Below are 21,914 nucleotides of genomic sequence, written 5' to 3'. Positions count from 1 at the left end.
CCCGTACGACCGCCACGAAAAGGAGACCTGCCCCATGCCCCCGGAAAACCCGGCTCCCCCAACCACCCCCGAGCAAGCCCTCGCCATCGTCCGCAGCCGCTACGCACAGCCCAGGCTGGCCGACGGGACCCCGGCACCCATGCACGTCCACGAATTCGACATCGGTTACCTGGTGTACGCGACCTTCCCACCCAGCACGGACGCCTCGGGCCAACCCCGGCCCGCCGCTCCGGGTGGCAGCAAGATCGTGGTCGCCAAGGACACGGGGGAGACCGTGACCGTCCCCAACTACCCCACCGAGGCGGCCATCGCCCTGTACCGCAAGCAGCACCAGGAGCGGCGGCCGGAGGCCTGACGGCAGCAGGTGGTTACCGGGGGCATTACTCTCGGCCACCCGACGACCGGCGCCTAACATCGGCGTCGTAAGCGAACGAGTCCGCGATGGCGAAGGACAGGGCGGAGAACGGGGACCCATGACCGGCTCGATCGAGGACACCTCGGACACCGAAGGCTACGCACCGCACCCCCACATAGGCGGCCGGACCGCCGCGTTGCGCGCGCTCGCCGCATGGCGCGGCGCTGCGTCCGGCGCGCCGCGCGTGGTCGTGCTCACCGGCAGCTCGGGCAGCGGGCGTTCGCAACTGCTCACGGGTTTTCTGATGCTGTGCGAGCCGGAGTACCGCAAACGACTGCCGCTGGACGAGCTGGATCCGTCCACGGTGCCACCGGAGTTGCCCGCCCCGGCCGTGCCCACCGCTGAGGGGCTGACCGCCGCGCAGGTGCTGTGGCTGCTCGCCGACCACTACGAGCTGAACGCCACCAGCACCGCCGAGGTGTTCGCGGAGCTGGCCGCGCTCAACGAGCCGGTGACCGTCGTCGTGCCGGACATCGACCTCGCCGGTCCCGTACGGGCCGCGGGAGAGCCCGCACGGCTCGTGCGGGAGGTACTCACCCCGCTCGCCGCCACCGAGAGTGTGCGGCTGCTGGCCGAGGTGCCGCGTCCCCTGGCCGCCGAGTTGGCCTCCGCCTTGGCCGATGTCCTGCCGCCCGGCACCGTACAAGTCATCGACCTCGACGAACCGGAGTGGGCCGACCCCGAGGGTCTGGTGCTGCACGCGCAGGCGGCGCTGAACCCCGAGTTCGGGGCGCCTGAGCTGCCGTTCACCGTTGATCCCGCCGCCCGGCTCGCCCTGGGAGCCGCCATCGGCCGCCGTGCCGGGACCAGTCCGCTGGTCGTACAGCTCGCGGTCCACTGCGTTCTCATGGCCCCCGAGGGCTTCGATCCCGCTGACGAGAGCCAGTTGCCGACCTCCGTCGGCGAGGCCCTCGACCTGCATGCCAGGCGGCTCGGCGCCGATCCGCAGACCCTACGGCTGATGCTGGCACCACTCGCCCTCGCCGAGGCCGACGGGATTCCCGCCCAGCTGTGGGCACGGCTCGCGAGCGCGGTCGCCGGACGGGACATGGGCCAGGCCATGGCCGACGGGATGCTGCTCGCGGGACCCTTCGTACAGCCCGTGGAGCAGGAAGCGGACGGAGAGGACGGAGATGCCGGAGATGCTGGGCAGAGCGACAGCGGGCGTACGCTGCTCCGGCTGCTGCACCCGGCCATCGGCGACGAGATCCGCGCCGGCCTGCCGAACGTCCGCGCCGCTCAGACGCAGATCGCGGTGGCGCTGCTGGATGCCGTACCCGAGCAGGACTGGGGCAGGGCGGATCCCTACGTACGCGACCACATAGCGGGCCACACCCTGGAGGCGGGGCTGCTGCCCCAACTCCTCACGGACCCGGGGCTGTTCGTGCACGCCGACCCGGTGCCGCTGCGAGCCGCCATCGAGGCCGTCCCGGCTGAGGAGCTCGGTGCGCCGGCCCGTACGTATCTGCGTACGGCGCCCCTGCTGACCCGTACCCAGGCGCCCGCCACGCTGCGCGCCGCGCTGCTGGAGACCGCGTTCGTCGAGGACGGCCTGCCCGAGTACGCCGATGCCATACACGGCCGGCTCAGCCTCGAACTGCCCTGGCGGACTTTGTGGAGCGTGCCCGTACCCGGAGTCAGCGCCGTGACCGTCGGCAGCCTGCCCCGGCCCGACGGCCCGGCCGTCCCCGTCGCCGTTCTCGCCGTGCCCGCGGACACGCCTGGCGCCCGCCCGGCCGGCGGCCCCGGTGAATCTGCCGAGTCCGGTGAGGCAGGCCGTTCCTCCATGCTCGTGCGCGGCCTAGTACCACCAGATGCCCTCAGCGACCCCGACCCCGACCCCGAACAGATTCTGCGCCCCTCCGTCGAAGAGCGTGCCGCCGCGCCACTGGGTCTCAGCCGCGGCGCCGACTACCTCCGTGTCTGGGACCGGGCGAGCAAGGAAATCGTGGCCGCGTTGGTCTCCGACGTGCCCATCACCGCTGCCGACCTCTCTCCCGACGGCATCCTCCTCCTCGCCACCGAGCGCGGGGCCAAAGCCCTCCGCATCCTCCCGGTGGCCCCGGCGATAGCCTCGTAACGACCGGCACGGTTACCCGCCCCGTCGATCAACCGCGATATCGATCCCTCTCGAAGGAGCCTCCCCGTGACCAGCCAGGAGCAGGCGCTCGCCGTCGCCGACCGTTGGCTCAACCCGGAAGGTTCGGCCGAGCCGCGCCGCGAGGTCAGGATGCAGGAGTTCGACCTGGGCTGGGTCGTGTGGGCCGCGCCCGCGGCGCCCGAGCGTGATCCGGAGACCGGGGAGCGCCGACCGCCGGCTGAGATCGGCAACGCGTGCGGGGTCGTGGACCGGCGTACCGGCGAGCTGACGGTCTGGCCTTCGGTACCGGTCGACGAGGTCGCGCGGATGTACCGGCGGAAGCACGGCGGCGACGCACAGGGCGGAGATTCTCCGGAGGGCGCCCGTCCGGTCATCGGCCCCGGCAACACCGCCGTAGTCACCTACACCGACCCGGCCACCGGCGAGGAGACCACCCTCTTCCGCAACTCCGGCCCGGGCCTGCCCCCCGCCGAGTACCAGGCGTGGTCCGACCTGCAGCGGATGAACGTACCCGTCGGCAACGTCCTCGCCGTCCACACCGACCTGCGCCCCAGCCTGCTCCCCGGCGGCTACACCGCCGAACTCCTCAACACCTTCCCCAACGCCCAGCTCTCCTGCTCGCAGACCTATGGCGCCCATCCCGAGGCACGCGCGGAGGGTATCGCCGCGCTGGTCGAGCAGGTCGAGACGATGCACCGGATCGCAGGCCGGCAACCTCCGCCCCGCCCGCACCGGCTCCCCGTTCCCGCCCGGGTGACGCCCGCGGAACCGATGAGCGACGTGACCCTCGGCAGCCACCTCGTCGAGGTCTTCGGCGAGGACGGCGTACGTCGCTACGACGCCCACGACATCGCCGGCAGCCCGCTGCCGGAAACCACCAAGGCCACGCTCACGGAGGCCGGAATCCCCGCCGGCCTCCCGCTCTTCTTCACCGCCGACCGGCCCGACGCGGCTCCGGCGGGCGGTCTGTTCACCGATGTCGCCACGAACCTGCGTGAGCGCCGCAGCCCGGCCGGCGAGGAGAAGATCGGCGTCCTGGCGCACCTGACCCGGATCGGCTTCGACGGCGTCGCGGTGATCGCGGTCCAGTGCCTGCCCGGTACGACGGAACCGGACGGCCTCGGCGCCGTGTGGGCGGTGGACCCGGTCACCGCCACCGCCCGCTACGTCAACGTCTCGGCCGCCGCCTTCGCCCGCTCCCTCTCCCTGCTCGCCACGGCGCGGCAGCGGATGGAGGGTCTGGATCCGGTCGCGGCGGGCAGCGAAATGGCAGAGTTGCAGGGCCAGTTGGTGGCCGTCGACGCCTCCGCGCTGGGGTACGGGGACACGTGGTGGTCGCTGGTCGTCGAGCAGATGTGGCACGGGTTGTTCTGACGGCGCCCTCACGGCGCCGATTGCTGCACGTCTACGCGCCCCCAACAGCCTTCACGCAGCCTGCTCCGGCTCCGACGGGCCCCTCCTGAACTCACTGATAGCTTGCTGCCCTGTCAGTTCACTCCAGGGGGATCGATGAGCCAGCCGCCGTTCCAGCAGCCACCGCAGCCGCCCCAGAACCCCTACAACCCGTACAGCCAGCCCGCCTCGCCCCCGCAGCAACAACCCGGGTACGGCCCGGTGCCCGCCCCCGCCCCCGGGCAGCCACCGATGCAGGCAGGCCTGCCCCCGGCCCCGGGGCAGCCACCGGTACACCCGACGCACCCCGGACCGCCATACCAGGCACCCCCGTTCGGACAGCAGCCGAACACGGCGGGCGGGCACCCCGTCGGCGCCGTCCTCCTCGGGTTCCTCGCCTCGGTCGTCGTCTCCGTGATCTACACCGGCGTCATTTTCGCCACGTACAAGGACCAGTCGGAAACGATGGTCCACACCCTCTACATCGGGCACGCGCTGCTCAACGGAGTCGCCGTGGGCGCCCTGGCCGGCCTGGTGGGTGGACGCAGCGACGGCGCCCGGATCGGCGCGGCCGTCATCGCCCCGCTCGGCGCCTTCTTCGGCTACACGAACGCCGTTCCGCTCGTGATCGCCGACAGCCAAACACCCTCTGTCGTGTGGGACATGCTGGAGAACGAGCCCTTCTTCCCGGCCAAGGCCTGGTGGGGCAGCGCGAGCGACACGACATGGATCTCACTGCTCGGTCTCGTGATCGCCGCAGCCGCCGCCTGGGGCCTCGCCTACGCCACCGGCAACAGGGGCCGCCGAGCCTGACTCGGGCTCCGACGCCGGTGCCGGGCGGAGCCCCGTAATCAGTACCGTCAGTACAGCGAGAAGCCGCCGCTGTGCCGCCCCGGGCTCTTCTTCCCCGACTGACCTGTCTGGCCGGACTGGTCTGACTGGCCGGGACGCGAGGAATCCCCCGTGGCGCGACCCGGCTCAGACGGCGAACCTGAGGACGAGCCACCGCTGGGCGGCGCCTCCCCGCTCCTGATCCGCTCGCGCTCCTCCTCGGAGAGCGACTCCCACTGGCCGCGCAGGGACGCCATGCCACCCCCGCCCAGAGTGCGTGCCACCGCGGGGTCGTCGAGGGCGTCGCGCAGGGCGAGGCGGCCGGAGAGCAGCCTCTTCGCCGCCTCCTGCATGTCCTTGCTCGCGCCTCCGTCGGATGCGGAGAGCCTGCGCAGGGCCGAGTTCAGGGAACGTATCTGCTCCGGCTCAAGTGCTTCGTCCAGTACTCCGCGGTCCGGCGAAGTACCGTCCGGATCCGGGGAGTTCTCGGGTCGCCTGGCCATCTCGCTTCTCCTCGTCTCTCCTCGCTTCGCGTCACCCGCAGTATCTCCCGCCGTCCCGCGAACCGACGCGGTGCCGCACCAATGAGACACCCTCCCCGCCGTACCCACAGACACAGGTGCCATGCTGGCTGACCGCACCAGCCGAAGAGCAAGCCGAAAACGCAAGCCGAAGAAGAGAAGGACGGCGTCGTCATGGCTCGAAAGGCTCAAAAGCAGGGCACCGGGACAAACGGCTTCCTCGCAGGCCTCGTCGGCAGAGCCTTCGGCCGCCTAGGCCGCGCGGGCGGTCTGGTCTTCCTTGTCGCGGGCCTCGCCCTGAGTGGATGGGGCGCGTACGAGGGGGCGTACGCGGCGGGGTGGGCGGGCACGCACGGCACCCTCTCGGTGAAGGAGTGCGAGGTGAGCTACCCCAACAACGCCTCGCGAAGCAGCCGCAAGAACCGCCGCCCCATCCGCTGCGACGGCACCTTCGTCTCCGACAACGGCAAGAGCCAGGACGCCAACGCCGCGGTGCAGGTCAGGCATCGGTACGAGCCGGGCACCGAACTGTCGGTGCAGCAGACGGACCCGCCCTCGACGAGTGCAGCCGCGGACGGCGACTACATCCAGAGCGGCACGGACCGGGCCTGGCGCTTCTTCGGCGCCTTCTTCGGCGGCTGGGTCCTCACGGGCCTCGGCGTCTTCTGCCTCGCCACGGGTTACGCGCCGTTCGGCCAAAGCCGCATCTCGTACAACGCGGCCTGGGAGGCGTCGGGTCGTGGAGTGACGCGCCCGGCCGTGATCGGGATGATCGGTGTGGGCCTCGTCGGGGCCGGGGTGTCGTTCCTGGTCAGCTACTTCTTCTGACCGGTCTCGTCGCACGAGCCCCCATCAGGGTCCGCGCCGTACTGAGACTGCGCGCCCATGAGCTGCCGAGACTCGCCAACTCAACCGCGGTGGGTCCCGGCGCGCAACTGTGCCCTGCTGGGGCGCACCCCTCCGCAGAGCGCGGCTCCCCTCCGACGAAACTTCCGACGACCCAGCGACCGCATGAAACTCATGTCGCCGATACCGGGAACAATGTGCCCGAACCCGTCCAGTCCTCGCGGGTAGCGTGCGATAACGTGTCGCAACGAATGCAACTGAAGGACGGGGACAGGCAGATGGGGTTCCAGGTTCAGGCCGGCGATCTGGACGGCTATGCAGCCCAAGTGGGCAGAGCTGCTGACGATGTTCAGCAAGCAAAGAAGTACGCGCAGAACAATAGCGACGTAGGCGTCTCCGACCAGGGACTGATCGAATTGATCATAGGCGCCCACCGATCGGTGGTCGACGAGGTCAACGCCGCCATGACACGGGCAGAGTCGGTGCTGCGCGCCGCGGAGACAGAGCTGAAGAAGAGCGCCACCTACTACAGGACGACCGACACATCGACCGCTCGGTCCATGGACGCCACTTTCCCATCCAGCAAGCGCTGACTCCGCCAACTCCCGAGAGGTTCCCGCATGTCCGGGTTTACCGACGTATCCGAGCCAACGAGCCACCTGACAGCTCCGAAGAAGCCCGAGGAGTTCTCGCAGGGGCCCCTGTTGGACGTTTTCAACGACGCCAGCGACCTCGTCAGCCCGTCGTATTGGATCATGGAAGCGTACAACGCGGTCTTCGGGTTCAATCCCCTGGACGAGGCCATCCAGTGGTTCGCCGGCGACTGGGAGTCCTTCGCCGAGTGCGCTTCCGTATGGCAGAACATCGGCAAGGCATGCGACGGTGTGGCGCAGAACCTGAAGTCGGGGAACTCCTCCCTCGATTCGACGTGGGACGGCAATGCCGCGGATGCGGCCTATAACTACTTCGACGAGTTGGCAAAGAAACTCACCGGCTGCCAGGAGACCTTCGATTCCCTGCAGGCCACGTACGAGAGGCTGGCCCATGCCGCCTATTCGACAGCGGAAGCCATCAAGGGTGTGCTCGGCGGCATCATCGACGGCCTGATCATCGTTGGTATTGAAATGGCCGCAGGTACATTGCTGTCCTGGACAGGGGCGGGGGCCCTCATTGGGTATGGACTGGCTGCCCTTGAGATCACGCGGCTGATCAATATGTGGGGGGACGCGACCAAGATGCTGGCCCAAGCCCAGACCATCGTCAACGGCGGAGTGGGAATCCTGGAGCAGTTGGGTGCCGAGATCTACGGGCACTTCCAGAACTTCCCGTCCGTGGGCGGTAATTACGACAACCCTGCGGTCGCCTGACACTGCCTCCAAACAGCTCAGCAATTTCCGGTAGTAATCAGCAGTTGCCATTATCGAGGAGAGACCCGCACATGGGTGAAGAGCGCCAGATCGGCGACGCAGACCTGATGGACATCGCGCGGGACGAGGCACGAGCCCGTGCTCTACGGAAGTCGCTGCAGCGTCTCGCGGACAATTCGTCCGGCAACAGCGCGCTCCAAGAGATGGCCCGGGAGGTGCTCTCCGGGAGGATCGGCCTCCGCGAAGCCCTGCGAGTGGGCGCGTACTCCGATGCCCTCGGCGAACGCATTGCACAGGCTCGTCAGGAGTACGAGCAGCAGTCCCCAGAAGAGCACGAGCGGCAGCGCGCCGAGGCCGAACGCTACCTCGACGCTCAGCGTGTGGAGATCGAACAGGAACGCCAAGAGGCAGCAGAGCGCTCAAAGGCCGGGCAGCACCGGGCTCGCCACAGTGGCCACGACTGGAAACTCTGACCGGTAGGTGAGTACCCGGAGGTGAGTACCGGTAGGTGAGTAACAGCCTGATACTGCAGAGGCAGCGGATCGGCCGGCTTCGCGTCGGTTACACCGATCCCGGCGATCGCGTAGCCTGCCGCACATGCTGATGAACGACATGGGTGACAGCAGCCGGGAGCGACTGACGTCTCGCACCTGGTGGTACGCGGCAATGTTCGCCGGCATGCTCAGCGTGATGGTGCTCCTGGGCGGAGTCGCAGCGACTGTACTGCCGGGCTTCGATCCCGCCATGCGTGTGGTGAACGGAGTTCTGGCGCTCGTCGGCGCCACCGGAGCATGGGCCGCCCGGCTGGCCTATCGCAGCCGCCGTGGCAAGCTGTTGGCGCTCGCCCTGGCATGCGCTCTGGGGAGCAGCGCGATGCTGGTGGTACTCCGCAGCGTGGCCTGACGGCGCGAGGTTGCACCACACCTTGGGGGTTACTGCTGTCCCCGTCCGGCCGCTTCAGCCTGTCCACCGCGTCACTGGCGTCGGAGAAGCCCTGCGGGTCGCTCCCGGAACCGCTGCCGTTTGCCTCTCGAACTTGATCACTTGGTCTGGCATGGAGCAAGGACTCGGCTCCGTGACGGCCGGGCTTGCGTGGTATTTCAGCCGAAGTCGTTCGTGCCGGGCGCGGGGCGGACGCTGAGGGTCTCGTTGTACGTCGGCATATTCGTGCCGTACGAGGTGCGCGGGTCCAGTGGCCCACCAGGTGCGTCGCCGGACGGCCGACCACCCGGGTCGAAGCCCGGTTCGAAGCCCGGGGCGGCGCCGCCCGGGTGCCCGATGGGGTGCTTCTCGCCCGCGCGCGGGCGCAGGGCCGCGGGCATCTCACCGGGAGTGGCCTGCGTCGCGGTGACTGCGCCGGTCTGCTCGAAGTCCCGCGAGACCCGTTCTTCGTTCCACTCATGACCGTCCGCCGACGATCTGAGGTTGTCCCCGCCGGCCTGGAGGCGGGCGTGCAGACCGTCGAGGGCGGGCTTCCAACTGGTGGCGATCTCCGTCAGGGCGGGCCCGATCGACCAGCCGGTGAGCGAGCCGCCCGCGGTCCTGGCCTCCTTGACCGCCTTGTCGGCGGGGTCCTTCATGGTGCGGGCTATGCCGTCGCAGGCTCCGGCGGAGGCGCGTAGTTCAGCCGGGTCGACTCTGGCGCTCTGGGACACGTCCGGTTCCTCTCAGGCGCTCTCAGGCATTCAGAACTGCTGCTGCTTGGCGCCGGGCGGGAGCATGCAGGGAGTGCGTACGGAGAAGGAGAGACGCTGCGGGTTCGTCTTGCCGGAACCGACCGTCTCTGCCGTGACTCGATACGAGTTCTTCTTGTTGCGGGCCCGGAACACCGCTGACGCATAGGCGTCCTGGAACTCCCGGTATCCGGTGACCTCGTAGCCTTGCTGGGCGAGTTCCCGGCGGAGTGTCCTGACGACGCTGGTGTGTTCCGTGACGGGAGCCGGGGAGCGGACGTAGTAGAAGAGGCTGTACCGGCCGTCCTCGGCCACCTCGTCGTTCTCCCCGACGCACGCCTCGAAATTCACCTTGGCCGTCGAGGGGATGAGCTCGACATCGGTGAGCCGGGCCATGTACGCGGTGTAGTCCTCGGCCCATTTCACCGCGGCGTCCTTTTCCATACGGGGCAGCGGAGCGTTCGGATCATCGCTCTGGGACATACAGCCTCCGGTCAGGAGCAGGGCCGCTGAGACAGCGAGTGCGGTGCGCAGAAAGGGGTTACAGACCAGGAACGATGTTGGCCTCCGGCGGCAGATCCACGCCCTCCTTCGGAACCTCGGTGGGCTGCCGTCCGGCAATGATTGCCCCCTGGTTGTCGAGAGATTCGCTGCCCTTGTCCCAGTAGCCGCTGTGGCCGTGGGTATCGACCTCGAAGTTGTTGCCACCGAAGCCTCCAAGCATCGGGTCGCGGCCGAGGGTGTAGTCGGAGAAGTGGTTGATGATGGGGTCGTCCTCCGCCCCGCCGACCCATACGTGTTCCGGATCCATCTGCAGATCCTCCGCCTCGTCCACGGTCATCCCCGGGCTGCCGACCACCACGACGTCGTCCGCGCCCAGGCCGGAGCCTCCTGCGGCGGCGGCACCGACCACGGTGGAGCCATAGCTGTGTCCGAGAACGGTGGTGTGACTCGGCGACCCATCGTGCGAGGCATGCGTACCCGCCACGAACTGACGCAGGTCCGGAGCGGCATCCTCGGCCCGCCCGGTCCCGCCGACGCTGTTGAAGTCGGTCGTGGACGCCTCGGGAGCGTCGTAGCCGAGCCAGGTGATCATCGCCACGCTCCCGCCGTCGGAACGGTCCTCCGCCGCCCCCTGCAGCTTGCCGATGCGTTCGAGCTGGCCGGGCACGGACTCCATGGTCGTGTTGGTGCCCGGCACCAGGATCCCGGTGTGCGCTGCGGTGTCCGGGTTGCCCATGGCGATGATGGCCCGGCCGTCGTCCTTGGAGTCGTAGCCGAGGAGGTACAACTCCTTGCCCTTGGGGGCGCTGTCACCTGCGTTCAGCCGGTCATGGAGCAACAGGGCATTGTCCAGACGTCTGCTGACCGTCTCATCGCTCTCGCCCGGGAACCCTTCGTCCCAGTTGCCCTCCTGAATCAGATTGAGCTCCTGGGCGAGGGCCGTCCGATTGGCGTCGTCGCGTACGTCCGTCGGCAGACCGTCGGCCGCGCCGATCTCCTTCGGATAGAGCGTGGCGTAGGTCTGACGCTCCTCGGGGCTGAGCGCCTTCCACCACTCGGCGGCGGCCTTCGGGTCGTCCTCGGGGATCTGCGGGGGCTCCCAGCCGAGAGCCTTCAACGCCTTCTTGGCGTCCTGGGCGGACTCCGCTTCCGCGTCATGGTTGAACGGATCGGTGAGGATGTCGCCGTTCAGTTCCGTCAGGGCCCTCACGCCGTCGTTGCTGGCCTTGTGCGCGTCGTTCAGGGCCCCGGCGATACGTGTGCGGTGCTCCTGGAGCAGAGGACCGCGCGACTCGGCGACCACCTGATTGCTGCGTGGAAGGTCCGCGATCACCCGGTCGGTGATCGAGCCGTCGGCGTCGACCTCGAAGCGCCCTCCTCCGCACGCCGTACCGCGTTGCGGAGTTCGGTCTGGGCCTGTTCCATCCAGAACTTCGTGGACTCCAGGACGGAGGCGATGGCCATGGCCTCTGTCTCGACCACACCGATCCGCGATTCCACGTCCTCCAGGTAGTAGAGGGCCGCTTCGGCGTCGTCGCCCTTCCAGGAGTGGTGCAGCGGTCCGGTGACCTGTCGGCGGTGGCGGTCGGTCAGGGAGTCCATCGTCGTCGACAGCTCATGCCAGGCCTTGGCCGCGGCTTCCAGGTCGGAGAAGTCCTGCTTCATCAGCCGCGAGAAGTCAGAGGCCACGTCGGCTCCCGCTGAACATGGACAGGGATCGTTCAGGGCATGACAAGCCGGTACGCCGCGACGACATAGGACAACCCCCGTTGTTACTGCTCGCCCATGAGTTCGAGTCGCCTAGGGTAGCCGACGTCATAGCCTTGAGTCGGCAGAGGAATGAGCTTGCGGGGAGTCAGAAGCCGGCCTTCGGCGCCCCCTGGTCGTCGGGCTGCATCAATCGGCGACGCGCGCACCGATGGCCCGGGCGCGACGGCGGGCTTCGGGGCTGAGGCCCTTGCGGCGGGGGGAGGTGCGGGGGTCGAACGCGGTAGGCTGGACAGCGTAAGTCAGCGCCGTCAGGCCAGGTTTGGCGATTACGCAAGCGAAGCGGGGATCGCCGGCGTACCACAGGTCACCGTCCAGTCCCCTGCGCGCGATGCGGTCCCAGGGCCGGAAGAAGAAGCCGGCGATTTTCGGCGACACCGTCTTCTCCGGCCGATCGGGGTCCGGCAGGACGAAAGAAGCCTTGCGCCCCCGTGCGTCGTACTGAACGCCACCGGGCTGCTGACGCCAGGGATAGGTGGTCAGGATGCGTCGCAGCATCCATATCTTCTTCAGCCGCAACGATGCCATGACCACCAAATAAATGGTCACTGCCAGCGGCAGGGTCATGGGAAAGACCGCCCACACCGGAAGAACGACCACCGTGAGGGCAACTAGGGCCCACCACAGCGCGAACCAGCTTACGATCTTGGCCAGTTGCAGTGCCGCCCAGCGAGCCAAGGCACTCGCGGTACCCGGAGTCTCCCAGGCGACGGGGCCTTCGAAGGCCTCAGGGTTCTCACTCATACTCATACCGTCATCCAAAGTCGGCGGTGATGCGGTCCCTGATGCGGTCCCCACCGCCGCCGCCGTCACCGCGTGCGGCGCGCTCGATCTCCGGCATGGGGTCGCTGAAGGATACGGTGTACGCGATCCCTTCCATCAACTCCCGGTAGTGCTTGCGGGAGCCGACGGCCGTGGTGCTCAGTGTGAGGATGGCCAGTTGTACGCCCGACGGAGCGGGGATGTACAGATTGCATTGATAGAGCTCCTGCGCGGGCATGCCGGCTAGGGCGGGCATGGTGACCAGAGTGTCGGACACCGCACCGGGCCGACCGCCCGGAAGGGACAACAGGGCTACATTCTCCGGGCATTCTCGCAGCGAGACCGCTCGTACCGCCGTGAGCTTGGGCGGCGCCCATTCGATGTCACGCAGTGCCACGGTAAACACCGAGACGGCCGACGACCCGTCGTGGGCGTAGCGCATGCCGAGCGAGCAGTCGATGATGCCCTCTCCCCGCATCTGCCGCGTCATGTATCGCACGTCGCGCAGCGCCCCCGCGTATCGGTCACGCTCCGAATCGGGAGCGCAGTCGACGATGAGCGCCATCAAGTGGTCGAGGTGCGCCTCCTGCTCCGAGCCGGGGTCGGCGTCGAGGGCATCGAGCGGAACGTCGAAGTACCCACCGGGCAACGCATACCAGATCTTGGCACCCGGGTCCCGTGCCGAGTCGCCAATCACCAGCCGCAGTGGGGTGTTCGTGGTCTCCTGTGTCATCCGAACACCCTCGCTACGTCGCCAACCAGGCCGACCGCGGCAGGACCGTCAAACAGGCCAGCCCGCCCTGCGTCAACCGCGGTGGTCGCCCCCTTGCCGTCCTTCAACGCGTCGATGTTATCGGCGGCGAGTCCGAACCCGGCCGTTCCCACGCCAGCCACCGGAGAGGCGAAGTCCAGCGCGGTCTTGAGTCCCTGGCTTCCGCCGACGGCCCGCACCACCAAGTCCCCAACGGGGTTCGCACCCGAGGCCATGATCCGCCCGGCAGCGGTAACCGTGTCGTCTGCGAAACGACCGAGGAACTGCCCTGCAGTCACCGCCTCGGATGCGAAACGCGTGGACTGGACAGCGCCATTGAGGCCGCGTGACACCGCCCCAATACCCGGCACCGCCCCAAGTGCGTCGCCAACGAGCCCCACGGAGTTCTCCCAGAAGTCCGCGTCGAACTCGCCCTTCGTAAACCCGTCCTTGAGCGAGGCCCGGACCTTTGGGTCAGAGAGCCTCGATGCCATGGTGGCCAAGCTCAACGCACCCGCAGCGAGCAGAAATGCAATGCCGAACGGCCCTGTACACAACAGCGCGAGCAATCCCGCCACTGCGGCCAACACACCGAGAATGCTGGTGAGGTTGTCCCCGATCCAGCTGAGCGCTCTGCTCAGCCACCCCGGTTCCTCCGGCGCCAGGTCCTTCGTCGAGTCCTTCAGCTTCGTCGCGAGGTCCCGCGCCTCCGCCTCGTGCGTGCCCTCCAACTCCCGTGCCTTCCGCATGACCTCGTCGAGGGCGCCCTGCGCGTTGTTGACGGCGGTGACGGCGTCGTTGAGCCGGTCGGTGGCCGCGTTCAGGCGGGCCTGGGCGGCCTCCAGCTCGGGGCCTTCGGTGAACGTCTGATCCGCCAGCTTCAGGTCGGGGTCCTGCTTGGCCGACTCGTGCCGGGAGTTGGCGGCCTTCAGGTCGCCCTTGTGGTCGGCCGCTTCGAGGTCGTACTTGTGGGCCAGCTCCCTGCGGCTGGTCAGGCCGCCGTGCCACGTGCCGAGGTGACCGGCGGCCAGGGTCAGGGACCTGTGGGCGTCCTTCATGTACTTCGGAAGGTCGCCGTCGAGGGCCTCACGGAAGCCCACGGCCGCGTCGCCCTCCCAGAAGCTGGATTCGCCGAGCAGCTTGTCGATCTTCTGATACGCGGTCTGCAACGCGGTCGCCGACTTGGTGAGCTGGGTACGCAGATTCTCGACTTCACCCGGCTGTCCCGGCACGGGATTCCACCCGAGGTGCACATACGGATTCTGTGCCACCGCAATCACTTCCCCGCAGCCGCAGCGCGCTTGAAACTCTCCTCCAGGGAGGTCTCCACTTCGCGGTAGTTGTCCGTGTTCTTCTGGAGACCTTCGGTGAGCTTGCCGATGCGCTCCTTGATCTGCTCGTTGCCGTACTTCCAGCGTTCCTGGAACGCATCGCACGCCTCGTCCAGCTCCGGCGTCCCGATCTGGTCGGCCCGCACGTGCTGCAGGGCGGTCCGCACCTCCTCAAGGGAGTCGTTGGCTTCCGTGAGGTCTCTGGTGAAAGTGGCGAGCTGATCAATATCGGTCTTGAAGTGGTCTCCCACGCAAGCCTCCCCGTTGGCTGTTCGACGGTCGCAGCGGCAAACGACAACCGGCGACCGAATGGGCCGATCATGCCACGGAAGGGCAAACACACCGTATCGAGGTCGCAGAATCCACGTGGATCGTCCACAGTCGGCCGACCGGCACCCGTGACCCTCGCAACGGGCACGCCCCATCACCACCGGACAAGCAACGTGCCCAACGCCCAACGCCCAACGCCCACTCAAGGCAAGCCGATCGAACTACGAGCTCTCAAGCGACGCCAGCGCGAACGCCACCGGCAGCGTGGCGAGGGCGAGCGCGAGCCCCGTCGCCGCCAGCCCCGCACGGATCTCCCGCTTGCCCCGGACCCCCAGGTAAGCGGCGATCAGCGGCAGGACGCAACACACGAGAAAGCTGAAGTGCCAACCCTCTTCCTTGATGAAGAAGACCATGGCGCCCAAGCAGACCGGAACCGACCCGACACTCAGGACACGGCAACGTGAGAGGAAGAGCTCAAGATCGTCGAGCCCACCGAGGAAACCCATGCTCCGGACCGCCTTCTCCGCTATCGGCTATACCGCCCGGTGGTCATAGCCACCGGTGCCCACCTGAGGAAACCCATCCGCCGCCGAGAACCCGTTGACGGCCGCCGACATGACCACACCGAGTGCGCTCAGCCCCGCCGCGAACGTGTCGAACGCCTTGGCCGCCTCGGCCCACATCTGCATGAGCCGCACGGCCTGCGCGGCAGCCAGCGCGAACATGGCCACCGAGGCTGCCTGCCCGCCGACGGGAATCGCGTTGACGGCCTGCGCCGCGAGCAGGTTGACCAGCCAGATGACCAGCAAGTCGCAGAACATCACCAGGAAGGACTTGAGGAACTCGGCGAACTGGAACGCCATCTGCGCCGCCTGTGCGTAACAGCTCTTGAGGGACTCGAAGGTCTCCTTGATCTCCCCCAGCTTCTTGCTGAACTCGTCGAAATACACGGTGGCGGCGTCCGAAGCATTGCCGTCCCAGCTGAGACCGACGTTCTGGTTCCCCTTCCGGATGTTGGCGGCCACCGCGTCGCAGAACGACGCGAGGTTGCCCCACACATCGGAGCAGTCGTTGTACTTGTTCCAGTCCCCGAAGACCCAGTTCGTCGCTTCCGCGAAGGGGTCGAAGTCGAAGAGCAGCTTGGACGCCTCAACGGCCATCGCCGATGGGCTGCCCAGGTCTAGGACGCTGCCGAGCGTCTTCTGCACCGGATTCATCTGGTATTCGTCCGCATGGCCCGACCCGTATTTGACGAGGGGGTTGCTGCTGTCCCCGTCCGGCGGCTGCAGGGTGTCCACCGCGTCACTGGCGTCGGAGAAGTCCTGCGAATCACCCCCGGAACCGCCGTCGGCCACCTTGGAACCCGGATAAGTGGCATCGAGTTTGGCCGCCTCGTCCCGATCGGTTTCCCGGTAGTACTTGGCCGTGCCCGCCAGTTCCTTCTCGGAGGACTCCAGAACGCTCTTGACTTTCTCCAGAGCCTTCTTGGCCTCGCTCACATAGTGGTCGTGGTCACCCGCGACGAGGTCCCAGGCCTGTCCACCGACTGACTTGTCGATCTGCGTATGCGTGCCTGTGTACGAGACGGCCTGCGCGCTGCCGTCCGCAGCACGCCCGACCAACTTCGAGAAGCCGTCGATCGCACCGGGTTCTACACGAAAATTCAAAATTCCCCCATTGTCCTGCCCTGTATCAGCTCAACACTCGGCAGCTCCGCTCGTACGACGACACCGGCACGTATGGACAGCCAGCATGCCCATACGGGGCACCGCCGCACCAATGCGACCGTTCAGCACGGCCACTCAGTACAAGGACCATCCGCGCCCATCGTGACGGGACTTCGCACCAGAACGGTTCTCGGACTCCGCCCGCCGCTCGTCATCGAACTGCCGCCGCTCGTCCTCAAGTCGGCGCTCTCCCTCCGCGGCGAGGGCCTCACGCTCGCTGTCGGACATGGAGGCCCACTTCTCGGCGAGCGGAGCCGACTGCTCCACGGCCTGCTCGGCGTAGGCCGACACGTTGGCCGCATCCCGCAGCGCCATACGTCCGGAGACGACCTCCTGAGCCATCTCCTTGAGCGTGTCTCCCGCCAGCCCGGAGGCAAGATGCTCCAGCGACTGCCGCAGGATCTTGGCCTGCACGGGGTCCTGCTGGGTCATCTCCAGCAACTCGGAATCATCCACCTGCTTGTGGGAATTGCGGCTGTCCACGGGGACCTCATCACGAGCGGTAGGCATATCTCGACCTGCGAGAACCTACCAATCCATACGTGGACGCTTCAACACGCGGGTGGTGCAGGGAACGTGGAGGCGGCGTCGTACTCAGAGCCCGCATGTCCGATGGCCACGGCCCAGAAACGCGGGGGCCGGCCCCGCCGCCATGCCGATGAGGCTCAGAATGTCCACGGGGACGGCGACCACGACGGCGTAGCCCACCCTTGTCGGCCACCTTCTGACGCCGCGAGGGCTCCCGACTGCGGGACTCCCGCCGCGGCTTTATCGCTTGGTACCTGAGGCCCGCGAGAATGGTCACGCTGATTGCGACCTGCCAGAGCCCGCCCACGACGCCCCAGAACCCGACCCGCTGAATCGTCTGCGGCTCAATTCCCTGTTGCGCGTTGCACTCGGTGCCGTCCGGATAGTCGCGCCCGGTGTCCTTCAGGTGTACGTAGACGGCGTCATCGGCGGTGCCGCCGTCCGGTGTGAAGTCCCCGCAACAGTCATAGTTGGAGTTCTTGCGGGTGTTGCTGGGTGTCGATGCAGGTGTCCACCTTGTACGTGCCAGGGGTGCCGTGGAGCCCCGCGGACAGGGCGAGGTCGGCGGTCGCGGTGATGCGCCAGAAGGCGGTCACGAGGGCGAGGAGGCCGCCGCACACCCAGCCGAGTACGCGCATCAACCGCCCACCAAGATGTGCGGCTCCCTCTCCAAGAGCCTGGAGATGCCAGCCTGTTCGGCAAGGCCCCTGCGCTGCGGGGCGGCCTGGGACCGCTCCTGCTCGTACTTCTCCCAGTCTGCGGGCTGCACGAAGAACATGTCGTTGCTCCCTGGCACGACCACGACGCCGCCGAATGCCGGGTCACCGGCGAACCAGGCGCCGCTCTCCTCGGCCTCCTTCGGCCAGCGGCGCACCGTCGAGGCGTTGATCGCACGCAGAGATGGGGCGCCGTGCTGCCCGCGCACCGACAGCCGGACGGTGTGCACATTGCCGATGTACTTCCACTCGGAGCCCTTCTTGGACACCCGAGTGCGGTACTCCAGGGGGTAAGTGCGCAGCACCTTCTCGCACACCTTGAGCCGTGACCCGTGACGCAGCCGGAGCGCCAAGAAGATCACCACGAACATGGCGGCCGGGATACCGAACGCGGGCAGGGCGGCATCGTAGCCGACCAGGTGCGCCGCGAACGGCACGGCGAACAGGGCCACGGCGATTGCGAGGCGCGTCGCGATGTGCCGGTACAGCAAGGTGCGATTGTGTTTGAGTACCTGGGCAACGTCGGGTGCCACGGGCGGATTCTCCATGAGGTGCTTCCGTCCTTATACGAAGTCATTGCGCATGGCCGCCTCGACTGAGCCCGCCGACGGCTTGTCCTTGTCCGGTGTCGGCACCGGCTTTGTCGGGTCGGTGAACGGCAGCGTACGGACAACCCCAAGAAGGATGTCCCGGTACACATCCGCGAGTTGGAGAGCGGGCGTCACCAACTGGACCACGATGATGTCGGGCGTGCCCGAGCCGGCTACCGCCTCCGTGCCCTGCCAACTCGCCGTGGTGAACCTCGGCGAGGCAGACCATCGTGGCCTGCCTCACCGCCGAGTTGGCGCCTAAGAAGCGGTCGTGGGCAATGCCACGAGAGCGTAGGACTGGCCTGTGACCCTGGCGCCGACTGAGGTGACGTAGAGCATGCCCTTGTGCCAGAAGGGCCACGCACCGACGCCCACGTTCGTGTCCACCTCTTTCGGGTACTCGACAACTGTCGTCATCGCGCCATCCTTGGGGTTGAACTCCACCAGCTTCGGCCGCTTCGCGCTGTCGGTGACATACACCAGCAGGCGCTCGCTACTCGTGTCCCTCAGCGGAATGTATTCAATGGAGTTTGAGCCCGGCGCCTTCCACAGTTCCTTTCCGCTGTCCAGATCGTAGGCAACCAGCGTCTTCGACTCACCCGTGTCGACTTCTTTCTCACTCATCCCCATGAGGAGGATGTTGCCGAAGCCTGCGACCTGACGCATCGGGCTTCCGTCCTCCCCGGCGAAGACGTAGTACTTCTCCATCATCCCTGGGAACTTGCCGCGCCGCTCGCCGGACTTCTCATCGAGCGCGAACGCTCCCTTAGCCTCCCCGCTGAGGACGAGCGGGGAAGTGGAAAGGGCGATCTCCGCTTCATCCTCGCCAAATCGCTTCGTCCACTCTGCTTTGCCAGTCGCCGGGTCGACGAGCGATGCTTCGGTCCACGGCGTCCCCGTGAACGCGTCTCCCTCAAGGCATGATGTCGTGCGGATCAGGTTCTTGCCGCCGGTGTACGTCCCTGTGTCACAGGTACTCGGCACTACCTTCTTCACGTCCCAGGCCTTGGCGCCGTCAGCCGCCTTCAGCGCCACCTGCTCCCTGTCAGTGGTGATCACGACTGTCTCGCCCGAACGAGCTACCGCCAGTTCCCTGCCAGAACCGAATTCGTCCTTCACCTTGAAAGCCCGGTGCCACAGCTTCTTCCCGGTATTGAGGTCGTAGGCGGCGACATGGTCGCACTTGCCGGGGGCTCCCCCCATGCCCGAGGCGCCATAGGCAACGACGCCGATCCCGCCATCAGAAACGGAGGGGGCGACGCAGGCTTGGTTACCCGCCCCGGGCAGCGGCGTGGCCCACAACTGTTTTCCAGTGTCAAGGGCGTAGGCCTTCACACCACCGGACAAGGTCTGAATTACAGCCTTGTCGGTGAACCAGGTGCCGTCCACCTCCTGCTCACGCTCACCGGAGCCCCATTCCGACTTTGACGGAACACTCCACAACGGCTCGGTGGACGAGTCCGCCAACATGTACCACGCGGCCCCTCCGGCCCCACCGAGCATGATGAGTGCGACAACGAGCAGCATGATCAGCCCGGTCTTCTTGTTCCGGGGCGGCGAAGTCGGAACGGGCGCCCCGGGAAACTGCTGGGGATGGCCGTAACCCGGCTGTGGAGCCATCGGATACTGCGGGGGCACCGGCTGTTGGGGATAGGCGTAGCTGGGCTGTCCGGGTGGTGCCGCGGGTGGCTGTTGCGGATAGCCGTATCCCTGCGGCGGTAGGTGTCCCTGCTGGGGTGGATTGGGAGGCTGCGGCGGCGGAGAGGGCTGCTGGCCGTAGGGGCCGGTACCCGGGACAGGTCCGTTGGCGCTCATCAGATGTTGCTCCTGACGTACTGGGCCCACGCGGTCTCGAATTCGCGCTCATTCATGCCAACTGCCTTCTGCAGTTGCTGATCGAGGTTCGTGGGCTGTCGGTAATGGTCCACGACAAACTCGAAGAGCGCTTCCTCGCCGCCCTTCTCCGCGATGAAACGCATGGCCAGATAACTGAGGGAATAGTTCGCACCGACCGTGCTGTTTGCCAGTTCGAAGTCCTGGCCGGGCAGTTCACCACTGAACTCCTCTCCTGCCAGATCAGCACGCACACTCGCGTCACCCAAAGCCCGGTCGAACCGGTAGGAGACGTACTCCGCAAACCCCTCGACAACCCACGCCCGAATGCTCGTCTTCTCATTCTGGCCGTATGCACCAGGGTCCTGCGGCTGAATGAGCGCGTGTGCGATTTCATGCCGGGAGATGTCTCCGGCACCCCTCTGCCAGGTGGATGAAGTGAATCGGCTCGTCGATGTGTCCATCTTGATGCGTGCGCCGCCGTATTGGAGCTGGTCGTTGCCCCCGCTGTAAGAAGCGTTGAAGGCAGGCATGGGCACGCTCTGTCCAGCGTCCCACCCCACGTCATAACTATTGTTGTTGTACAATTTGATGTACGTCTTACGGTCCGGTTCGAGTACGACGAGGAAGCCTTCAGGGGTGTTGGGAACCGACGACATATTCGATCGCCACAGGTCGAGATCCTTCTCTGCGCTTGCCTCGACGATCGGCGCGAAACGGTCGGCGTCAGCAGAGTTCTTCTTGGCCGAGATCGTGATGGTGCGTGCCTGACGCTTCACATACATGTCGTCGTAGAGGTCCCAAGGAGCCGGGTAGTAGACCGCATTGGCCATTCCGCTCGCCCCGGGAGATCCGCCCACCTCACTGATGCGCGGCTCGGCCGACTCGGACTCCTTCTCGACCGTCCACCGATACCACTCGGAGACCGGCCGGACATCAACGCCCTTGATCTGATGAACAAAGGCGACGTCCAGCGTGAGAGACACATCGGAACCCCACTCGTCCGAGCCATCGCCCGTCTGCTTGAGGACCATGTACTTACTCTCCGCGAAGGGGACCTTCCGCAGATTCCTGAATATCTTGCGCTGCTTGTCCTTTGCCGCGCCGACGAAGGGCTTCAGGAACTCGTCTTCGTCTCCGCTCTTCAGGGCAGTCGTACGGCCGTTGAGCAATGTCTCGATCTCATCCGAGCTCAGTATCTGCTGTTCCTCATCGCCGCCGCCCTGAGCACCGGGCAGCGAACCCCCACCGACAGCCGTGTACAGGGCAAGGCCGCCGACTCCGAGCACAGCCACCACTGCCAGGACCACCAGACCGATGACGACCCGTTTCAGGCCCTTTCCCTCGCTGGAGTTGCCAGGCGGCGGTGACGGTGGCGGGGGTGGCTGATACCACCCTTGCTGCTGGACCGGTGCCCCGTACGGGCCGGCATTCCCCGGCCCTCCTGGCGGCGTCGAATAGGACATGACAACCTCTCACGCGGACATTCTGATGAGGGGCTCGATGCAGTCCGGCCACACGCGGCAGAGGACGGGGAACTCTCACCCAGGCCTCCATGGGCAATGCGCGCAGGCTCTTTGAGCGGCACTCGCACTGCCGGACTCACTCTCCCCTTAAGTCACACAACACCCTATGACGTTCGGTAACGCAGGCCGCACCGACTGTCATGGAGCTCCCGTGCAGAAAATGTGATCAGAAGTTGCAATGAACCGCGGCATAGGGAGCGTTCCTCCCCGGACCGAGCACTTCGGGCCTGCGACACGCCGCCTACCACCACCGCACACGCGCATTCCTGATGGAGCAGAAGGAGGCGTCTACGTTCCTGCATCGGTGGCGAAACCCAGAAGCAGGCGCACACAGCCCCTGTGGATCATGGAGTTGTCGACGCTTCAAGACCCACGAAGGAACCAACCGAACCGTCGCCCGTGACTACCACTGTCGTACCACCGCTACGAGGGCGTACAAAGCTGAGCTGCGAGGTGGCACGCC

At 66.9% G+C, this 21,914-nt stretch carries 25 protein-coding genes; 9 read left to right on the top strand and 16 right to left on the bottom strand.

Going from position 1 to position 21,914, the window contains the following annotated elements; genetic code table 11:
* Positions 1-34 precede the first annotated feature (34 nt).
* The 4 genes from IE262_RS18705 to IE262_RS18690 all read left to right on the top strand — a co-directional run bounded on the left by IE262_RS18705 (position 35) and on the right by IE262_RS18690 (position 4,721).
* Entirely contained in the window at positions 35-355 is a 321-nt protein-coding gene (locus IE262_RS18705; protein ID WP_134036848.1) for an SUKH-4 family immunity protein, read from the top strand.
* A 118-nt stretch (positions 356-473) separates the two neighbouring features.
* The gene (locus IE262_RS18700; protein WP_189874977.1) at positions 474-2,495 is read left to right on the top strand and encodes an ATP-binding protein; all 2,022 of its coding nucleotides are present in this window, start codon (positions 474-476) and stop codon (positions 2,493-2,495) included.
* Positions 2,496-2,561: 66 nt separating this feature from the next.
* Positions 2,562-3,890, top strand: coding sequence for an SUKH-4 family immunity protein (locus tag IE262_RS18695; protein ID WP_189874975.1), 1,329 nt, complete (start codon positions 2,562-2,564; stop codon positions 3,888-3,890).
* A 135-nt stretch (positions 3,891-4,025) separates the two neighbouring features.
* Complete coding sequence (locus IE262_RS18690) at positions 4,026-4,721, top strand: hypothetical protein (protein ID WP_189874973.1); 696 nt, start codon at positions 4,026-4,028, stop codon at positions 4,719-4,721.
* A 47-nt stretch (positions 4,722-4,768) separates the two neighbouring features.
* Here IE262_RS18690 and IE262_RS18685 read toward each other — a convergent pair whose 3' ends face one another.
* Positions 4,769-5,242 carry a hypothetical protein gene (locus tag IE262_RS18685; RefSeq protein WP_134036836.1) on the bottom strand — a complete coding sequence of 158 codons (474 nt, stop codon included), beginning with the start codon at positions 5,240-5,242 and terminating at the stop codon, positions 4,769-4,771.
* A 192-nt stretch (positions 5,243-5,434) separates the two neighbouring features.
* Between IE262_RS18685 and IE262_RS18680 the strand changes: the two genes are divergently transcribed.
* From IE262_RS18680 to IE262_RS18660, 5 genes are all read left to right on the top strand, one after another.
* Positions 5,435-6,088, top strand: a complete 654-nt coding sequence (locus IE262_RS18680; protein WP_134036833.1) for a hypothetical protein — start codon at positions 5,435-5,437, stop codon at positions 6,086-6,088.
* A 269-nt stretch (positions 6,089-6,357) separates the two neighbouring features.
* Positions 6,358-6,699 (top strand): type VII secretion target, encoded by a 342-nt coding sequence (locus tag IE262_RS18675; protein WP_134036830.1) that lies wholly within the window; start codon positions 6,358-6,360, stop codon positions 6,697-6,699.
* Between the two features lie 27 nt (positions 6,700-6,726).
* Positions 6,727-7,473, top strand: a complete 747-nt coding sequence (locus tag IE262_RS18670) for a WXG100 family type VII secretion target (protein WP_134036828.1) — start codon at positions 6,727-6,729, stop codon at positions 7,471-7,473.
* A 71-nt stretch (positions 7,474-7,544) separates the two neighbouring features.
* Positions 7,545-7,946: a hypothetical protein gene (locus IE262_RS18665; RefSeq protein ID WP_134036824.1), complete on the top strand. Its 402-nt coding sequence runs from the start codon at positions 7,545-7,547 to the stop codon at positions 7,944-7,946.
* A gap of 124 nt (positions 7,947-8,070) precedes the next feature.
* Positions 8,071-8,376 carry a hypothetical protein gene (locus IE262_RS18660; protein ID WP_134036821.1) on the top strand — a complete coding sequence of 102 codons (306 nt, stop codon included), beginning with the start codon at positions 8,071-8,073 and terminating at the stop codon, positions 8,374-8,376.
* A 197-nt stretch (positions 8,377-8,573) separates the two neighbouring features.
* On the opposite strand, the gene IE262_RS18655 is transcribed toward IE262_RS18660, so the two are convergent.
* The 15 genes from IE262_RS18655 to IE262_RS18585 all read right to left on the bottom strand — a co-directional run bounded on the left by IE262_RS18655 (position 8,574) and on the right by IE262_RS18585 (position 21,391).
* Positions 8,574-9,128, bottom strand: a complete 555-nt coding sequence (locus tag IE262_RS18655) for a WXG100 family type VII secretion target (protein WP_134036818.1) — start codon at positions 9,126-9,128, stop codon at positions 8,574-8,576.
* 30 nt (positions 9,129-9,158) lie between these two features.
* Entirely contained in the window at positions 9,159-9,629 is a 471-nt protein-coding gene (locus IE262_RS18650; protein ID WP_134036815.1) for a hypothetical protein, read from the bottom strand.
* Between the two features lie 58 nt (positions 9,630-9,687).
* On the bottom strand, positions 9,688-10,983 hold the full coding sequence (locus tag IE262_RS18645; protein ID WP_189874971.1) for an alpha/beta hydrolase: 1,296 nt from the start codon (positions 10,981-10,983) through the stop codon (positions 9,688-9,690).
* Positions 10,980-11,339, bottom strand: a complete 360-nt coding sequence (locus IE262_RS18640; RefSeq protein ID WP_189874969.1) for a hypothetical protein — start codon at positions 11,337-11,339, stop codon at positions 10,980-10,982. Before IE262_RS18640 ends, IE262_RS18645 begins: the two co-directional genes overlap by 4 nt.
* Before the next feature lie 207 nt (positions 11,340-11,546).
* Positions 11,547-12,161, bottom strand: coding sequence for a hypothetical protein (locus IE262_RS18635; RefSeq protein WP_189874967.1), 615 nt, complete (start codon positions 12,159-12,161; stop codon positions 11,547-11,549).
* Between the two features lie 10 nt (positions 12,162-12,171).
* Positions 12,172-12,912: a hypothetical protein gene (locus IE262_RS18630; RefSeq protein WP_189874965.1), complete on the bottom strand. Its 741-nt coding sequence runs from the start codon at positions 12,910-12,912 to the stop codon at positions 12,172-12,174.
* Positions 12,909-14,201 carry a type 2 periplasmic-binding domain-containing protein gene (locus IE262_RS18625; protein ID WP_189874963.1) on the bottom strand — a complete coding sequence of 431 codons (1,293 nt, stop codon included), beginning with the start codon at positions 14,199-14,201 and terminating at the stop codon, positions 12,909-12,911. Before IE262_RS18625 ends, IE262_RS18630 begins: the two co-directional genes overlap by 4 nt.
* Positions 14,202-14,206: 5 nt before the next feature.
* Complete coding sequence (locus IE262_RS18620) at positions 14,207-14,512, bottom strand: DUF6317 family protein (protein WP_134036800.1); 306 nt, start codon at positions 14,510-14,512, stop codon at positions 14,207-14,209.
* Positions 14,513-14,752: 240 nt separating this feature from the next.
* A complete protein-coding gene (locus tag IE262_RS18615) occupies positions 14,753-14,944 on the bottom strand; it encodes a hypothetical protein (RefSeq protein ID WP_229877324.1) in 192 nt (63 codons plus the stop codon).
* 120 nt (positions 14,945-15,064) lie between these two features.
* Entirely contained in the window at positions 15,065-16,198 is a 1,134-nt protein-coding gene (locus IE262_RS18610) for a hypothetical protein (protein WP_189874959.1), read from the bottom strand.
* Positions 16,199-16,333: 135 nt separating this feature from the next.
* On the bottom strand, positions 16,334-16,741 hold the full coding sequence (locus IE262_RS18605) for a hypothetical protein (RefSeq protein WP_134036791.1): 408 nt from the start codon (positions 16,739-16,741) through the stop codon (positions 16,334-16,336).
* A gap of 509 nt (positions 16,742-17,250) precedes the next feature.
* Positions 17,251-17,424, bottom strand: a complete 174-nt coding sequence (locus tag IE262_RS18600) for a hypothetical protein (protein WP_189874957.1) — start codon at positions 17,422-17,424, stop codon at positions 17,251-17,253.
* A complete protein-coding gene (locus tag IE262_RS18595) occupies positions 17,424-18,035 on the bottom strand; it encodes a hypothetical protein (RefSeq protein ID WP_134036788.1) in 612 nt (203 codons plus the stop codon). Before IE262_RS18595 ends, IE262_RS18600 begins: the two co-directional genes overlap by 1 nt.
* Positions 18,036-18,350: 315 nt before the next feature.
* Positions 18,351-19,619, bottom strand: a complete 1,269-nt coding sequence (locus IE262_RS18590; protein WP_189874955.1) for an outer membrane protein assembly factor BamB family protein — start codon at positions 19,617-19,619, stop codon at positions 18,351-18,353.
* Positions 19,620-19,906: 287 nt separating this feature from the next.
* Positions 19,907-21,391, bottom strand: a complete 1,485-nt coding sequence (locus tag IE262_RS18585) for a hypothetical protein (protein ID WP_189874953.1) — start codon at positions 21,389-21,391, stop codon at positions 19,907-19,909.
* Between the last annotated feature and the right edge of the window lie 523 nt (positions 21,392-21,914).

Source organism: Streptomyces bluensis (assembly GCF_014650715.1).
Lineage (GTDB): Bacteria > Actinomycetota > Actinomycetes > Streptomycetales > Streptomycetaceae > Streptomyces > Streptomyces bluensis.
Note: the sequence above shows the minus strand (reverse complement) of the source record. Positions and strands in the feature narration are given on the sequence as shown.

Bases quoted from the DNA above. Each gene is read 5' to 3' on its own strand.
- IE262_RS18630 (WP_189874965.1), bottom strand. From the start codon at position 12,912: ATGACACAGGAGACCACGAACACCCCACTGCGGCTGGTGATTGGCGAC.
- IE262_RS18650 (WP_134036815.1), bottom strand. From the start codon at position 9,629: ATGTCCCAGAGCGATGATCCGAACGCTCCGCTGCCCCGTATGGAAAAG.
- IE262_RS18680 (WP_134036833.1), top strand. From the start codon at position 5,435: ATGGCTCGAAAGGCTCAAAAGCAGGGCACCGGGACAAACGGCTTCCTC.
- IE262_RS18635 (WP_189874967.1), bottom strand. From the start codon at position 12,161: ATGAGTGAGAACCCTGAGGCCTTCGAAGGCCCCGTCGCCTGGGAGACT.
- IE262_RS18660 (WP_134036821.1), top strand. From the start codon at position 8,071: ATGCTGATGAACGACATGGGTGACAGCAGCCGGGAGCGACTGACGTCT.
- IE262_RS18585 (WP_189874953.1), bottom strand. From the start codon at position 21,391: ATGTCCTATTCGACGCCGCCAGGAGGGCCGGGGAATGCCGGCCCGTAC.
- IE262_RS18690 (WP_189874973.1), top strand. From the start codon at position 4,026: ATGAGCCAGCCGCCGTTCCAGCAGCCACCGCAGCCGCCCCAGAACCCC.
- IE262_RS18675 (WP_134036830.1), top strand. From the start codon at position 6,358: ATGCAACTGAAGGACGGGGACAGGCAGATGGGGTTCCAGGTTCAGGCC.
- IE262_RS18600 (WP_189874957.1), bottom strand. From the start codon at position 17,424: ATGCGCGTACTCGGCTGGGTGTGCGGCGGCCTCCTCGCCCTCGTGACC.
- IE262_RS18670 (WP_134036828.1), top strand. From the start codon at position 6,727: ATGTCCGGGTTTACCGACGTATCCGAGCCAACGAGCCACCTGACAGCT.
- IE262_RS18615 (WP_229877324.1), bottom strand. From the start codon at position 14,944: ATGGTCTTCTTCATCAAGGAAGAGGGTTGGCACTTCAGCTTTCTCGTG.
- IE262_RS18665 (WP_134036824.1), top strand. From the start codon at position 7,545: ATGGGTGAAGAGCGCCAGATCGGCGACGCAGACCTGATGGACATCGCG.
- IE262_RS18705 (WP_134036848.1), top strand. From the start codon at position 35: ATGCCCCCGGAAAACCCGGCTCCCCCAACCACCCCCGAGCAAGCCCTC.
- IE262_RS18685 (WP_134036836.1), bottom strand. From the start codon at position 5,242: ATGGCCAGGCGACCCGAGAACTCCCCGGATCCGGACGGTACTTCGCCG.
- IE262_RS18590 (WP_189874955.1), bottom strand. From the start codon at position 19,619: ATGCTGCTCGTTGTCGCACTCATCATGCTCGGTGGGGCCGGAGGGGCC.
- IE262_RS18700 (WP_189874977.1), top strand. From the start codon at position 474: ATGACCGGCTCGATCGAGGACACCTCGGACACCGAAGGCTACGCACCG.